This is a genomic window from Brucella rhizosphaerae, from assembly GCF_002252475.1.
Lineage (GTDB): Bacteria > Pseudomonadota > Alphaproteobacteria > Rhizobiales > Rhizobiaceae > Brucella > Brucella rhizosphaerae.
This window is the reverse complement of sequence record NZ_NNRK01000026.1, coordinates 20,167-33,828: the sequence shown is the minus strand read 5'-3', so window position 1 is coordinate 33,828 and position 13,662 is coordinate 20,167. Positions and strand designations below refer to the sequence as shown.

The following is a 13,662-nucleotide window of genomic DNA, read 5'->3' as shown; positions in this document are numbered from 1 at the left end:
CGATTTCGACATTTGCACACCTCTGTTACAGGCGTCGAACAAATGTCGGAATCAAAATGACCACTGGCAAGCTTATGAAGCTGCTGGATTTTTCGAATTTGAGGTTTGAAACAGCACGTATGTCAGTCGGGGTTCAAACGTCAAATTCAATCCACTAGCTACTCAGCCGCCACCAAGCCCGCCAGCGAACGGTTCTTCATCAGCTTGTAATTGACCGAGTCCATCAACGCCTGGAACGATGCATCAATGATGTTGTCGGAAACTCCCACTGTGCGCCAGCGAGCACCTGTTGCATCACCGGATTCGATCAGAACGCGGGTGATAGCCGCGGTGCCGCCATTGAGGATACGCACCTTGAAGTCGACCAGTTCAAGATCCTCTATTTCATCCTGATAGCGGCCGAGGTCTTTGCGCAGTGCAATGTCGAGCGCGTTGACCGGACCGTGGCCTTCGGCAACCGACATATGCAACTCGCCATCGACTTCGACTTTCACCACAGCCTCGGAAACGGTTTTCAACATGCCATTCACGTCGAAACGACGTTCAACAAGACAACGGAAAGAATCTACCTTGAAGAATTCCGGCTGTGGCGTGAGCATATTGCGTGCCAGTAGCTCAAAGCTCGCATCCGCACCCTCATAGGCATAGCCTTCAGCTTCGCGTTCTTTAACCAGCGTAATCAGCGTATCAAGCCGCGCATCATCCTTGGCCACACGGATGCCACGACGTTCCAATTCTGCGATGAAGTTCGATTTGCCACCCTGATCCGACACCATGACGCGGCGGCGATTACCGACTGTCTCAGGTGGAACATGCTCATAGGTTTGCGGGTCTTTCAGCAGTGCCGACGCGTGAATACCGGCCTTGGTCGCAAAGGCAGACGTCCCTGTATAAGGAGCTTGTTCTGTTGGGGCACGGTTCAAAACGTCATCGAAGGCACGTGAAATACGCGTGATTGCCTTCAGGGCATCCGGTTTGACACCAAGCTCAAAACGTCCCGACCAATAGGGCTTCAGTGCCAGAGTCGGGATTAACGAGACGAGGTTGGCATTGCCGCAACGCTCTCCAATGCCGTTCAATGTGCCCTGAACATGTCGCACACCGGCATCAATTGCGGCAAGCGAAACAGCAACTGCCTGCTCCGTGTCATTATGCGCATGAATGCCAAGACTTTCACCCGGAACGACAGCTTTTACTGCTGCGATGATATCAGCAACTTCCGATGGCTGCGTGCCGCCATTGGTATCGCAGAGCACCACCCAGCGGGCACCTGCCTCATAGGCCGCTTTGGCACATGCTAACGCATATTCCGGGTTCGCTTTGTAGCCGTCGAAGAAATGTTCGCAATCAACGAGAGCTTCGCGCCCCGCCATACGAACAGCTGTGACTGACGTTGTGATCGATTCCAGATTTTCGTCATTGGTACAGCCCAGCGCGATCCGCACATGGTAATCCCAGCTTTTGGCAACGAAACACACCGCATCGCTTGAAGCCTGCAAGAGCGCCGTCAGTCCCGGATCGTTTGAGGCAGAAACACCCGCCCGCTTGGTCATGCCGAAAGCTGCAAATTTGGCGCGGGAAGTCTGACGCTTCTTGAAGAATGCCGTATCAGTCGGGTTCGCCCCGGGATAGCCACCCTCGACATAATCGACGCCCAGCTCTTCGAGCAGAATGACAATCGCTTTTTTGTCTTCGACCGAAAAATCAACGCCGGGTGTTTGTTGTCCGTCCCGCAAAGTCGTGTCGTAGATATAGATGCGCTCGCGTGCCATCACTCATCCCCCGCCATCAGAACCGGACAACAAACTCCCGTTTTCAGCTTTGCCCGTCCTCGCACGCTACGCGGCTGTGGGCGGGCGGTATGCGTCTGTTGTCCGTCCCGCAAAGTCGTGTCGTAGATATAGATGCGCTCGCGTTCCATTTTGCCTGCCTGTCGGTGGGTATATGCCGTTAGAATTTATGGCTTTTAACGGTTGTCAGTGTCGTGGTCGGGGTGTTGGTAAGACACCATGGTTCTTACAAACTCGATACTTTCCGGATCGCGCTCTGTTTCGTAACCGGGCAGTTTTGCGAGGTCATCGACATAGGGAAGCCTGACCTCGACGCCCCATTGAACCGTTGGTTCGATCTCTTCCGGCGCATCGAAAGCGCCAATAGAAAGCGCAACGCCATCCGGCGCCTCATAGGTAAGCGGAGTACCGCACTGAGGACAGAACCCGCGCTTAACATGATTGGATGACTGGAAACGCTTCGGTTCGTCGCGGGTCCATGTGAGGTTTGCGTCCCCAACTGAAACCAGAGGCGCATAGAAATTGCCAAACGCCTTCTGACACATGCGACAATGACAGATCGAAGCAGAGCCAAGTGCGCCTTCAATACGAAAGCGCACAGAACCACACTGGCATCCCCCGCTATAAAGCGGCTTATTATCAAGCGTCATGGCATCCTCCCCAAAGCACGTCGCGGAAAAGTGGAAGCCGATTTTCCGATCACGGCATGCGCAAGAACAAAGACTAAAACGTATTCAGCCTACCACATCCCACGTCGTGATGCGTTCACCGGTGTCAGGATGCTTGCCGTCTTTCAACTGCACACCCTGTTCCAGAAGCTCATCGCGAATACGGTCTGCTTCTGCCCAGTTTTTGTCAGCAATGAAGCGCAACCGATCAGCAATGAGAGCATCAATTGCTGCGGTATCAACATCTGCCTTTGCAAAAACCGGAACATCAGCTGCTGTCACAAAATACGGATCGAGCAAGCCCAACAAAGCCACACCTTCGCCCAATGCAGCAAAGTCTTTGGCTTTAAAGGCCTTACGCAGAGCCGTGATTGCAGTCCATGTGTTCAGATCATCTGAGAGGGCTTCCTCAACTTCACTACCGGCTGAAAGCGACGACGGTGCTACAAAATCCGCATCACGAAGAAGACCATACCAGCGATGCAGCTCTTCAGCAGATTCTGCCAGACGCTGTGCTGTCCAGTTGATCGGCTCGCGATAATGCGTTTGCAGCATCGACAGACGTGCGGCAAGACCGACCCAACGATCATGGATATCCTGATCGTCCCACGTTCCAAGCTGCGGCAGACCATCGTTCAGCACATCACGAATGGTGATGAAGTTGCCGAGCGATTTCGACATCTTCTGCCCTTCGACCTGTAGGAAGCCGTTATGCATCCAGATGCTCGCCATGCGCTCGGTTCCAAACGCGCAGCATGACTGGGCAAGCTCATTTTCATGGTGTGGAAACACCAGATCGATGCCGCCGCCATGAATGTCGAACTGGTTCTTATACGGATCGTCGCACTTCAGACCGCCACCAAATGGCGCAAGCAGCTTGGCCATTGACATGGCGGAGCATTCGATATGCCAGCCCGGGCGACCAAGCGTTTGAATGCCCGCAGGTGATGGCCAGCCGGGTTCTCCATTGCGCGATGGTTTCCAAAGAACGAAATCCATCTCGTCACGCTTGTAGGAGGCAACGTCAACGCGAGCACCAGCCAGCATTTCATCAAACGGGCGGTGCGAAAGCGCGCCATAACGTGCGCCACCCAGCGTATTCATCGAAGACGGCGAGAACAGCACATGCTCGTCTGCCACATAGGCAACGCCACGTTCGACCAGCTTTTCAATCATATTACGCATGTCATCGAGATGCTCGGTGGCACGCGGCTGACTGGAAGGTTCAAGATTTGCCAGCGCCTGGATATCTGCCTGAAACTGGTTGTTTGTGCCCTCCGTCACCCGACGGATTGCTTCATTGAGCGCAAGATCGGGATATTCGCTGGCCGCGCGTGCGTTAATCTTATCGTCAACATCTGTGATGTTGCGTGCATAGGTCACTTTTTCTGCACCATAGACATGGCGCAAAAGGCGAAACAGAACGTCGAAGACAATGACAGGGCGTGCATTGCCGATATGGGCAAAGTCATAAACGGTCGGTCCGCAGACATACATGCGCACATTGTTCGCATCGATGGGGACAAAGTCCTCCTTCGCGCGGGTCGCAGTATTGTACAGACGTAGTTGCGGCGCATCAGCCATTTTGTTTCCCCAAAGGACCTGAAAATACGGGCACGAAGGATCGCAGCCGACTGGCCGGGGCGTTATCATCCTGTTTCATGCAAGGGGAGACGAAAACGGCCGGGCCAGCAAGCTGCTAGCCAATAATAATCGAGCCAGTACAAATGATCGTGGTCGGCGTTTTCATAGCATTACTTATCCCCATCGCCCCTATCTCCGTCAAGAGCCTTTGGAAAAGTTCAATTAAAATAAAGCATTTCCAGAAGAGATACGACGCGGACTTACGCTTAACAATGCGTGCAACCAAAGAACAAAATTAACGAGTGGTTAAAACGATGTGGCATTTCGGCAACCGTGCAATGCCATCACGGTCATTACCCGCAATTCCCTAAAACCGGCTCCAAACAGCCTTCATTCGGTCTCAATCAATCACAAAATAGTGAGTGTAATTGGAAGAGGAATGAACCAATGCCTAAAAGCGAACCACAACCACGACGAGACAAGCTGATTGATCAATATCGCGAAATCGGCCCCGCCGTGCTTCTTGCAGCCTTGATGAGCAAGAAGAACAGTAAGGGCGAAGCTCGTAACGACAATATGCGCCGCTCAATTCTAGCTGTTAAAGAATCTGACTAGAAGGCTGATGCCGATCAGCGCCATCACGACACCGATGATGCAATCGAGCACACGCCAGGCGGCAGGCTTCGCAAAGATGGGTTGCAAAAGACGCGCCCCATAACCGAGTGAGAAAAACCAGACAAATGATGCGATCACCGCGCCTGCACCGTAGGCGGCGCGGGCAGAGCCTTCATAGCGCGCGGAAAGACTGCCCAGCAAAACCACGGTGTCGAGATAGACATGTGGATTGAGGAAAGTCAGCGCCAGACAGGTTGCGACTGCCGCCTTCAGACTGACACTACCGTTCGATCGCACCTGCATGGCTTCAGGATGAAACGCACGGCGAAAAGCGACGGATGCATACCAGAACAGGAATGCAGCACCTGCGAGCGTGACAAACGAAATCAGCGCTGGTGATTGCGCGATCAGCGTCCCCAGCCCCGCAACACCGGCCGCGATCAGAATTCCGTCTGAAAGTGCGCAAATCAGACTCAGAATAAAGACGTGCTGTCGCAGCAAGCCTTGCCGCAGGATGAATGCGTTTTGGGCACCAATAGCTATGATAAGCGACGCACCAAGAAAAAAGCCTGAGAAAGCTGCTGAGAACACGGATGATTTTCCTGAAATTATAGCATTTGAGCCAAAAGTGCGAAGCGGTTTTGCGTGAGGCAAATGCATAAAAGCAATTAGCTACTGCGGCTCCAGCCAGTCAGTCTTAACTGGAACCGCTGTAAGTGATCAGAACATTGAAAGCTGGTCGCCCGAATCCTCCTCCGGTCCCGGCTTCTTCCTTCTTTTTGGCAGAGACTGTTCTGCCGTCAAGCTCTCTTCCACCCTTGTTTGTAAATCAGGTGAAGTGTTGGCAACTTTGTTGACCTTCTCGGACACTGGAATGGCCTCAAAAAAATCATCCTGCACCGGCCGCATGATGTCAGCGACATCTTTCGGAAGCAATGTTTTGCAGTCAAGCCAACGAGCAAAATCTTCAGGTTTTACGACCACCGGCATACGCTGGTGTATAGGGCGCAGCAAGCCATTGGCGCTTGTCGTCAAAATACCCGCTGTATCGATTTGCGAGCCATCCGCGCCGCTCCAGGTTTCGACCAAAGCACCAAAGGCAACAATCCCGCCGTTACGTGGCCGGACCCAATAGGGCTGGGATTTGTTCTTTCCATCGCGCCGCCACTCATAAAAACCAGAAGCAGGAATCAATGCACGTCGATGATTCAAGGCCGGTCGAAACGAGTTCTTTTCCGCTGCCGTCTCCGAGCGGATGTTGAATACGAGATTCCAGTCATTGGGATCTTTTACCCATGACGGCACGAACCCCCAGCGTACCAACATACCGATCCTGTCGGGTCGATTGCTGCCTTGCGGCGGAGTTTCGCCGGCCAGAATAGAGAGAATAGGCTGGGTCGGCGCGATATTGTAACGGGGAGGAAAATCCCCCTCGATCATTGCGCCAAGCAATGCTTCAACTTCTTCGCGGCTTGCAGTCAGAGAAAAACGTCCACACATGAGCGCCATGTTCAGGCTTTTTCCTGAGCGGTCAAGCTGAGCTTTGTCATTGCCAAAACGTATACACCGGATCATAGCTTGCATATGGTTACAGTTCCCGTCATCCCCGCCCCTCTTCATATCCACGGCGTCTCCCTCATCTGCCGTCGTGATGGCCGCTTTCTGCTGGTCGAACGCGGCAAAGAACCATGGAAGGGCTGGCTCGCCTTTCCCGGAGGCAGCATAGAAGCGGGTGAAACACCTGAGGAAGCAGCCGTTCGCGAGCTGAAAGAAGAAACCGCACTTAATGCGGGCGCACTTAGCCACGTCATAACTGTAGATCTGGCGCTTGAAGGCAAAGCCTATGCGAAGAGCTACTTTCTTTCCGTCTATCGGGCGTTTGATGTTTCGGGCATTGAACAGGCTGGAGACGACGCAGCAGCAATCCATTGGCTGAGCGTTGAAGAAATGGCGAGCGCCAACGTCACCGACAGCACGCTGGATGTGGCGCGCTCCGTGGCTCAAGCGGAAGACAATCGCACGTCCTGACGCGCTCGTTGGCCTTGAAGTGGCCGTGATTTCGGGCGAAAAGGCAGCTCAGAAGGAGAGGTTTACTTTTGAAAAGCAACTGGCTTTCCCTCTTGGTGGCCCTGTTGGTGGTGAATTCGTGGTTGGGTATGGTTTCCCCGGCCCTTTCTGCGCAGGATGCTCCTTATGAAGGCAAAATGCTGCGCATGGCCGAAGTTCTCGGCTCTCTACACTATCTGCGTAACCTCTGTGGCGAAACCAGCAGCGAGTGGCGAGACCGGATGGACGCCATCATTGCAGCTGAAAATCCCGATGAAACAGAGCGGTTGCGGCTCGTTTCCAGCTTCAACCATGGATATCGTGCTTTCAGCGACAATTATCTGCGCTGCACGCCCTCTGCCCTTGCGGCGATTGACCGCTACATGAAAGAGGGAGAAAGCTTGTCGAACGAGATCATATCGCGTTATGGCAATTAACCAATTATTCAGTCTTGTGCGGATTGGCAGAAATTGCCTCATTTAAATCCGCTGTAATCTGTTAACACTGTCTTAAAGTGGCAGTCAGGCTGCAATGCGTGTGCACTCCCGATGGCGGTGAGAAATCAGCTACTGCATCATTCCTTATATCGATTACGATCTAAGGAATGATGCAGCAAAATTAAAATGTTAGAGCGACCTTTGTGCGCCCATCAAGGCGCACGGCGCTCCAATGCAGCAAGAAGGGCGCAAGCCAGGATGAAATCGATGGAACATATGCCAGCAGATCTGGATGAGATGATTGCCCGCGAGAAGAAGCTTGTGGCGATTGAATACCAGAACGAAGCCTGGGCTGACGGTATTTCCGAAGGAATCGAACCTGAAATCCTCGCTGAAGCTGCTTTCACAACAGCTTTGACCGAACTTATGCGCTCTGCGGGCGAAGATAGCGCGCTCGACCTCATCGAGAAAATGCGCGAGCAGATCATCGCCGGAACATTTCTGCCGGAACGCATTCTTCAGTAAGTATCAGCACCTGTTGCCAGCATTCGCATCCGGCTTGGCGGCGCATCGTAAATTCGCTCCCAAACCCTGCGGAACTGCCGTGTAGACGCAAAGCCAGCCCGCTCGGCGATGTTTTCCATATCGAGCGCCGAATGCAGCAGCAGTTCGCGGGCAAGACTAACCTTCAAGCGATTAGCATAGTCAGTCACGCTCATATGTGCGTGCTCATTGAACAGTCTTGAGAGATTGCGCGGGCTTGCCCCGCTGATATCGGCCAGTTTCTCCACGGACCAGCTGGCTGCGGGGTTTTCCGCAATTGCATCCTGAGCCCGATGCACCACCGGATGCATATGATTGCGCCCCTCCAACCACGGTGAAAGCTGTGGGTCTCCACCACTGCGCCGCAAATAGACGACCAGATAACGTGCAATCGATAATGCCAATGCGTGGTCGACCAGTTCAGCCACGATATGCAGCATGAGATCGATGCCCGCAGTGATACCGGCACTTGTCAGCCTGTCGCGATCTTCGACAAATAGCCGGTTTTGCAGGACGCGTGATGTCGGCGCCAATCGACTCAATTCGTCAATGGCCAAATGATGCGTTGTGCAATCATAACCATCAAGCAAGCCTGCACGGGCAGCCAGAAGTGCGCCCGAGCATATTGAAACAAGCCGTATTCCAAGACGTATGGTGCGCCGCATCCAGCTTACAATCTGTGCCTCAAGGGCTAAATCTTCTTCGTGACTATTGCCGACACCACCCAAGGGAACATCCGCTGAACCGGAGATGACGACGAGTGCATCGTCAGGCAAGCTCTCCGGCAGAGGCTCGATATTTGCTATCGTCAGGCCGATTGAACTGAGCGCCGTTTCCGATGGGCCGATAAATGTCACCTCGAACTGCACCTGGTTCTGTTCAAGATTGGCCTTACGCAGAACCTCTATCGGTCCCGCCACATCCAGCAAAAGCGTACGCGGCGGGACAACGACGAAGACCCGAACAGTTTTGTGGCTGTCGGCGGATTGGTTCATGCAGCTTTCCGTTCTGCCTTGCCTGCAAGAGCTTCTTCCACCGTTGCAATCCGAGCGAAGCGATCCACCAGTACGAGTTCGGTGCGCGCACGGATTTCGGCTGCACTCCACTCGCGACCGTTCACATCAGTCATCGGGAATGTGAGCGTGGCCTCGCCGACATAATCAACATCAAAGCCAAGATCAGAAGCATGACGCGTCGTGGTTTCACAGCATTGCTCAGTACGGATACCTGAAACGATGACCCGCCTGATGCCATTGGAAATCAGCCAGACATCAAGCCCTGATCCAACGAGTGCGCTGTGACGACGTTTGCGGAAAACAGCGTCTGGTTCGATTGCGATAGGTGCCAAGGCTTTCACAAGCCCTGATGCCTCCGAAAATGGGCCTTCATTCTCGACGTGAAAAATCTGCACGACAGGAATACCCTTGCGCTTCGCACCATCAATCAGAGCCTGCTGCCGCTCAAGATAAACGGCAACATGCTCGTCACGATAATAAGGACGGTGGCGGAAAGACTCCTGAACATCGATAACCAGAAGTGCCGTATCAGTAGCGGACATTTTGTGCTCCTTGTGAATTTATACAAGAAGACAATAATCCCTACAATCCTGCCCGAAAGATTGACATCGGACAAATATGGGACAATTCATGCCAATCAATCAGTTATCAGCGGCGCGGCAAAGCTTCCAGAAACTCGACCGGCTCGCCCTTGTTCGGATTGACGATTTCCGCTTCCCACATGACCTTGATGCCGCGCACGAAAGTGCCAACAGGCCAGCCGGTGACAGCCTTGCCATCGTAGGGGGTCCAGCCAGCTTTCGAGCCTGCCTGTTCATGGGTGATGGTTTCGCGACGCTTCATGTCGACGATGGTCAGGTCGGCATCATAGCCCACAGCAATGCGACCCTTGCGCGCCATGCCGAAAATGCGGTTCGGGCCGTGGCTCGAAAGATCGACAAAGCGTTCCAGCGAAAGCCTGCCTGCATTTACATGGTCGAGCATAATCGGCACCAGCGTCTGCACACCGGTCATGCCGGACGGTGAGGCTGGATATGGCTTCTGCTTTTCTTCCAGCGTATGCGGCGCATGGTCAGAACCCAGAACATCGATGATGCCCTGATCAACACCCTTCCAGACACCCTCACGGTGGCGCTTGTCACGCACTGGCGGGTTCATCTGAATGAGATTACCGAGTGTCGCATATTCATCCGCCGACAGTGTGAGATGATGCGGTGTCGCTTCACAAGTCGCTACATCCTTATGGCCTTGCAGGAAATCAATTTCTTCCGCCGTCGAAATATGCAGCACGTGAATGCGCGCACCGGTTTCGCGCGCAATGCGCACCAGACGTTCAGTGCATTGCAGTGCGGTGGTTTCATCGCGCCAGACAGGATGGCTTGATGGGTCCCCAGCAACCCGCAGACCTTCGCGTTCTTTCAGTCGGAACTCATCCTCCGAATGGAACGCTGCGCGACGGCGCGTGTTCTTGAGAATGGAGCGAACACCGTCATCATCCTCGACCAGCAGATTACCAGTCGACGAGCCCATGAAAACCTTGATGCCAGCAGCGCCCGGCAGGCGCTCAAGCTCTGCAACATCATTTGCATTTTCACGGGTCCCACCGACCCAGAAGGCAAAGTCGCAATGCATACGATGCCGGCCGCGACGAATCTTGTCTTCCAGCGTTTCGGCAGATGTTGTCAGCGGCTTGGTGTTCGGCATTTCAAATACCGACGTCACGCCACCCAGAACAGCTGCAAGCGATCCTGTTTCCAGATCTTCCTTATGTTCCAGTCCCGGTTCGCGGAAATGCACCTGACTATCGACCACGCCCGGCAGAATATGCAGACCAGTACAATCAATCACTTCGCCAGCGGAATTTGCGGAGAGCGACCCGATCGCCTCAATGCGTCCGTTACGAATACCAATGTCGCGCTGACCTATGCCGTCATGGTTGACGATGGTTGCACCTTTCAGGATCGTATCAAACGTTTGGGCCATTGTTGTCTCCTGCTGGCTGAATGGGACTTGCGAGCCTTTTCAATGCGGCTTACGTAACGATGGTTATAAAGGCAAGGAAGAAGCGATGGCGACGGTAGCGGAAACGATCAATCTTTCCAACAGAGCACTGGTTCATATCATAGGCGAAGACGCGGAAAAATTCGTGCAGGCCGTGATTACTACCAATCTCGACAAGCTCGGTGCCGATGATCTGAAACCGGGCGCACTGCTCGCGCCGCAAGGCAAGATCATGTTCGACTTCCTTGTGTCGCGTATCGAGAACGGGCTGCTGTTCGATATGCCAGCGGGCATTGCCGCCGATTTCGCCAAGCGGATGACGCTCTATCGTCTGCGTGCGAAAGCAGAAATTACTCAATCGGCAGAATCACTTGTCAGCGTTTGCTGGCAGACTGATTCCGCTTCTTCAGAAGATGATTCAATCAGACAATCTGGCAAGCGTGATACCCGCTTTCCGCAAGAGCTGAATGTGCTTCGCATTTATGGAAAAGCCGGGGATATCAGTGATGAGAGCGCATGGATTGCGCTTCGGGCCGAATATGGCATTGCCGAAGGCGAAGCCGATTTTGCTTATAATGACGTCTTCCCACATGACATTAATTTCGACCAGACAGGCGGCGTGACGTTCCCAAAGGGTTGCTTCATTGGGCAGGAAGTCGTCTCGCGCATGCATCATCGCGGCACACCGCGCCGCCGCGTACTTGTAGCAAAATCCGATGCACCGCTCCCCGCAATGGGCACATCGATTACAGTCAATGGACGTGAAATCGGAATGCTCGGCAGTTCTTCCGGCAAGATCGGTCTCGCCCTTGCAAGGATCGACAGGGTGAAAGATGCGCTCGATTCCGGCGCGGCCATTTTGGCTGGTGAGACCGAAATCACCCTCCTGTTGCCGCCGCATGTAGCCTTCACATTCCCAACGGCTGAAGCGGATAAAACTTAATGGCAGCTGCGGACCGCACCTCGGGTAAAGACCGTGCCTGGCAGCGCATGCTGTCCGGGCGCAGGCTTGATCTTCTGGACCCGTCACCACTTGATATCGAGATTGAAGACATTGCGCATGGGCTTGCGCGTGTTGCCCGTTGGAACGGACAGACCGTCGGTGAACATGCCTATTCGGTAGCGCAGCACTCGCTGCTGGTTGAACAGATTTTCAACCGGATGATTCCCGATGCCAGTATTGAATGGCAAATGCTCACACTTCTGCACGATGCACCGGAATATGTGATTGGCGATATGATTTCGCCATTCAAGGCGGTGATGGGCGGCAACTACAAGCTAATCGAAGACCGGCTTGAAAGTGCTATCCATCTGCGTTTTTCACTTCCCGCCGCCATATCAGCACCGCTCAAGAAGCTAATCAAGCAGGCTGATCAGGTGGCTGCCTATTTTGAGGCAACCCGACTGGCAGGCTTTAAGGAAGCCGAGGCCATCAAGTATTTTGGCCGCCCGCGCGGATTTGATCCTGCGGGGCTCGACATCACACCTCGCCCGACACAAAACGTGCAAAATGATTTCCTCACCCGGTTTTCCACTCTGGAACAGGCGCGGAAGAAATAGACCATGAGCCGTATCGTGGTCAGTCCGCTCTCAAAGCTCGAAGCTCAAATCGAACAGCATCAGCCGAGCCATATCATGACGCTCAGCAGCGGTGAGGTGCCCACCCTATCCTGCGCCGCACAACGTCTCAGTTTGATCTTTAACGATCTTGTGGAACCACGTGACGGGCTGGTGATGCCAGACCAAGCCCACGTCAGCCAGATGCTCGCTTTTGTCCGTGCGTGGGATCGCAAGCGGCCGTTGCTGATCCATTGTTATGCGGGCGTCTCACGCTCGACGGCGAGCGCTTACATTGTGGCAATCGCGCTTAATCCGACACTTGATGAAACCGCCCTCGCCCAAAAGCTGAGACAGCTTTCACCGTCAGCAACACCGAACATCCGTTTGATTGCACTTGCAGATAATATTCTGGGAAGAAACGGCCGCATGATCGATGCCATCAATGCCATCGGACGCGGTGAGGATGCATTCGAGGGTGACGTCTTCAGCCTGCCTGTTGCCAATTAGCGCGCCGCTCTAATTATTCTTTTCAAGCGCATCTTTTCCGAAGACTGCTTCACACTTTTCGGGATGCGCTCCAATTGTGCGGGCTATCGCGTTTAAAAACCCGCTACGTGCATCGGGCGGGGTTTGCGCACGAGGTTCCCACACGTGACGGAGGAAGAAAAAACCCGTCATTCGAAAAGCATCGTTGAGATCGTCATAACAGGAAGCACGCACCGCGGTGCTGTTAACAAAAGCAGGCAACGGCAACATCTTGTCAGCCCAAGGCGCGCCAGCATCGCCACAAACCGCACGCCCAGACTTCGGCGACACATAAATCAGATTATCGCGAACGCCGGTAGCGGCACATTCCTTGAGATCAAGACCAAAGCCCAGTTCTTCAAGCATCATCACTTCAAATCGCAGAAGTAATTCACCAGAGGCGAGCGGATCATCAAAATGCTCAATGATGAGACGCAGCGTTTCATAGAGTGCACCTTGCGGGTCGCGCTCCGGTAGCAGTCGCAAATGCGCAGCCGCAAGCTGGATACCATAAAGCGCGACAGATGTTTCGATAAGACGTGCCGCCGCAAAGCCAAGCGGTTCAATGGTGAAACTGCCCAGATGCTCATCCAGCCGCGCCCACCACGCCAAATCGACATGATTACCCGGCTGGAGCAACGGCTGCATGCGGCGGGATCGCCCGCCGCGCACCATACCCATATGACGGCCATGCTCACGCGTCATCACTTCAACAATGGCGCTTGTTTCGCCATGTCGTCGTGTGCCGAGCACTATGCCTTCATCGCGCCATTCCATGAATGATTGTGTTACCAGATTCCTTTTCGCGCATAATTCTACACGAAAGTCGAACGACTTTCTAAATTATGCGCGGCTATCGCGCCATTCCGTGAGAATC

General features: G+C 53.8%; 17 protein-coding genes. 7 read left to right on the top strand and 10 right to left on the bottom strand.

All coding sequences use genetic code 11. The features are described 5' to 3' along the window. Nucleotides 1–158 precede the first annotated feature (158 nt). The 4 genes from cimA to cysS form a co-directional block, all read right to left on the bottom strand. The gene (gene cimA, locus CEV32_RS09435) at nt 159–1,772 is read right to left on the bottom strand and encodes a citramalate synthase (RefSeq protein ID WP_094576573.1); all 1,614 of its coding nucleotides are present in this window, start codon (nt 1,770–1,772) and stop codon (nt 159–161) included. Further along, nucleotides 1,772–1,921 carry a 2-isopropylmalate synthase gene (locus tag CEV32_RS24040; RefSeq protein WP_094576572.1) on the bottom strand — a complete coding sequence of 50 codons (150 nt, stop codon included), beginning with the start codon at nt 1,919–1,921 and terminating at the stop codon, nt 1,772–1,774. Before CEV32_RS24040 ends, cimA begins: the two co-directional genes overlap by 1 nt. Before the next feature lie 45 nt (nt 1,922–1,966). Beyond that, entirely contained in the window at nt 1,967–2,440 is a 474-nt protein-coding gene (locus tag CEV32_RS09425) for a GFA family protein (RefSeq protein WP_094576570.1), read from the bottom strand. An 84-nt stretch (nt 2,441–2,524) separates the two neighbouring features. Continuing rightward, complete coding sequence (cysS, locus tag CEV32_RS09420; protein ID WP_094576569.1) at nt 2,525–4,042, bottom strand: cysteine--tRNA ligase; 1,518 nt, start codon at nt 4,040–4,042, stop codon at nt 2,525–2,527. Between the two features lie 447 nt (nt 4,043–4,489). On the opposite strand from cysS, the gene CEV32_RS09415 reads away from it, so the two are divergent. Next, on the top strand, nt 4,490–4,657 hold the full coding sequence (locus CEV32_RS09415; RefSeq protein WP_094576567.1) for a hydrolase: 168 nt from the start codon (nt 4,490–4,492) through the stop codon (nt 4,655–4,657). Here the strand turns inward: CEV32_RS09415 and CEV32_RS09410 are convergent. Further along, the gene (locus CEV32_RS09410) at nt 4,634–5,248 is read right to left on the bottom strand and encodes a LysE/ArgO family amino acid transporter (RefSeq protein WP_094576565.1); all 615 of its coding nucleotides are present in this window, start codon (nt 5,246–5,248) and stop codon (nt 4,634–4,636) included. The two genes, CEV32_RS09415 and CEV32_RS09410, sit on opposite strands and share 24 nt — an antisense overlap. A 129-nt stretch (nt 5,249–5,377) precedes the next feature. Then, entirely contained in the window at nt 5,378–6,157 is a 780-nt protein-coding gene (locus CEV32_RS09405; protein ID WP_094577446.1) for an SOS response-associated peptidase, read from the bottom strand. An 84-nt stretch (nt 6,158–6,241) separates the two neighbouring features. Here CEV32_RS09405 and CEV32_RS09400 point away from each other — a divergent pair, with 84 nt between their 5' ends. The 3 genes from CEV32_RS09400 (at nt 6,242) to CEV32_RS09390 (ending at nt 7,665) form a co-directional block, all read left to right on the top strand. Next, entirely contained in the window at nt 6,242–6,685 is a 444-nt protein-coding gene (locus CEV32_RS09400; RefSeq protein WP_094576563.1) for an NUDIX hydrolase, read from the top strand. Nucleotides 6,686–6,813: 128 nt separating this feature from the next. After that, nucleotides 6,814–7,140, top strand: coding sequence for a TIGR02301 family protein (locus CEV32_RS09395; RefSeq protein WP_094577445.1), 327 nt, complete (start codon nt 6,814–6,816; stop codon nt 7,138–7,140). Between the two features lie 267 nt (nt 7,141–7,407). Further along, nucleotides 7,408–7,665, top strand: coding sequence for a hypothetical protein (locus CEV32_RS09390; RefSeq protein ID WP_191793042.1), 258 nt, complete (start codon nt 7,408–7,410; stop codon nt 7,663–7,665). Here the strand turns inward: CEV32_RS09390 and CEV32_RS09385 are convergent. The 3 genes from CEV32_RS09385 to CEV32_RS09375 all read right to left on the bottom strand — a co-directional run bounded on the left by CEV32_RS09385 (nt 7,659) and on the right by CEV32_RS09375 (nt 10,682). Further along, nucleotides 7,659–8,678: a GlxA family transcriptional regulator gene (locus CEV32_RS09385; RefSeq protein ID WP_094576560.1), complete on the bottom strand. Its 1,020-nt coding sequence runs from the start codon at nt 8,676–8,678 to the stop codon at nt 7,659–7,661. The genes CEV32_RS09390 and CEV32_RS09385 overlap by 7 nt on opposite strands. Beyond that, nucleotides 8,675–9,241 (bottom strand): isochorismatase family protein, encoded by a 567-nt coding sequence (locus CEV32_RS09380; protein WP_094576558.1) that lies wholly within the window; start codon nt 9,239–9,241, stop codon nt 8,675–8,677. The genes CEV32_RS09385 and CEV32_RS09380 overlap by 4 nt, the downstream gene beginning before the upstream one ends. Nucleotides 9,242–9,347: 106 nt before the next feature. Continuing rightward, nucleotides 9,348–10,682: a dihydroorotase gene (locus CEV32_RS09375; RefSeq protein ID WP_094576556.1), complete on the bottom strand. Its 1,335-nt coding sequence runs from the start codon at nt 10,680–10,682 to the stop codon at nt 9,348–9,350. Nucleotides 10,683–10,767: 85 nt separating this feature from the next. Here CEV32_RS09375 and ygfZ point away from each other — a divergent pair, with 85 nt between their 5' ends. The 3 genes from ygfZ to CEV32_RS09360 are packed head-to-tail and all read left to right on the top strand — an operon-like array spanning nt 10,768 to nt 12,767. Then, nucleotides 10,768–11,643, top strand: a complete 876-nt coding sequence (gene ygfZ, locus CEV32_RS09370) for a CAF17-like 4Fe-4S cluster assembly/insertion protein YgfZ (protein WP_094576554.1) — start codon at nt 10,768–10,770, stop codon at nt 11,641–11,643. Next, nucleotides 11,643–12,260, top strand: a complete 618-nt coding sequence (locus tag CEV32_RS09365; protein ID WP_094576552.1) for a YfbR-like 5'-deoxynucleotidase — start codon at nt 11,643–11,645, stop codon at nt 12,258–12,260. The genes ygfZ and CEV32_RS09365 overlap by 1 nt, the downstream gene beginning before the upstream one ends. 3 nt (nt 12,261–12,263) lie before the next feature. Beyond that, nucleotides 12,264–12,767 carry a tyrosine phosphatase family protein gene (locus CEV32_RS09360; protein WP_094576550.1) on the top strand — a complete coding sequence of 168 codons (504 nt, stop codon included), beginning with the start codon at nt 12,264–12,266 and terminating at the stop codon, nt 12,765–12,767. Between the two features lie 9 nt (nt 12,768–12,776). Here the strand turns inward: CEV32_RS09360 and recO are convergent, their stop codons facing one another. Beyond that, nucleotides 12,777–13,562, bottom strand: a complete 786-nt coding sequence (recO, locus tag CEV32_RS09355; RefSeq protein ID WP_094576548.1) for a DNA repair protein RecO — start codon at nt 13,560–13,562, stop codon at nt 12,777–12,779. Between the last annotated feature and the right edge of the window lie 100 nt (nt 13,563–13,662).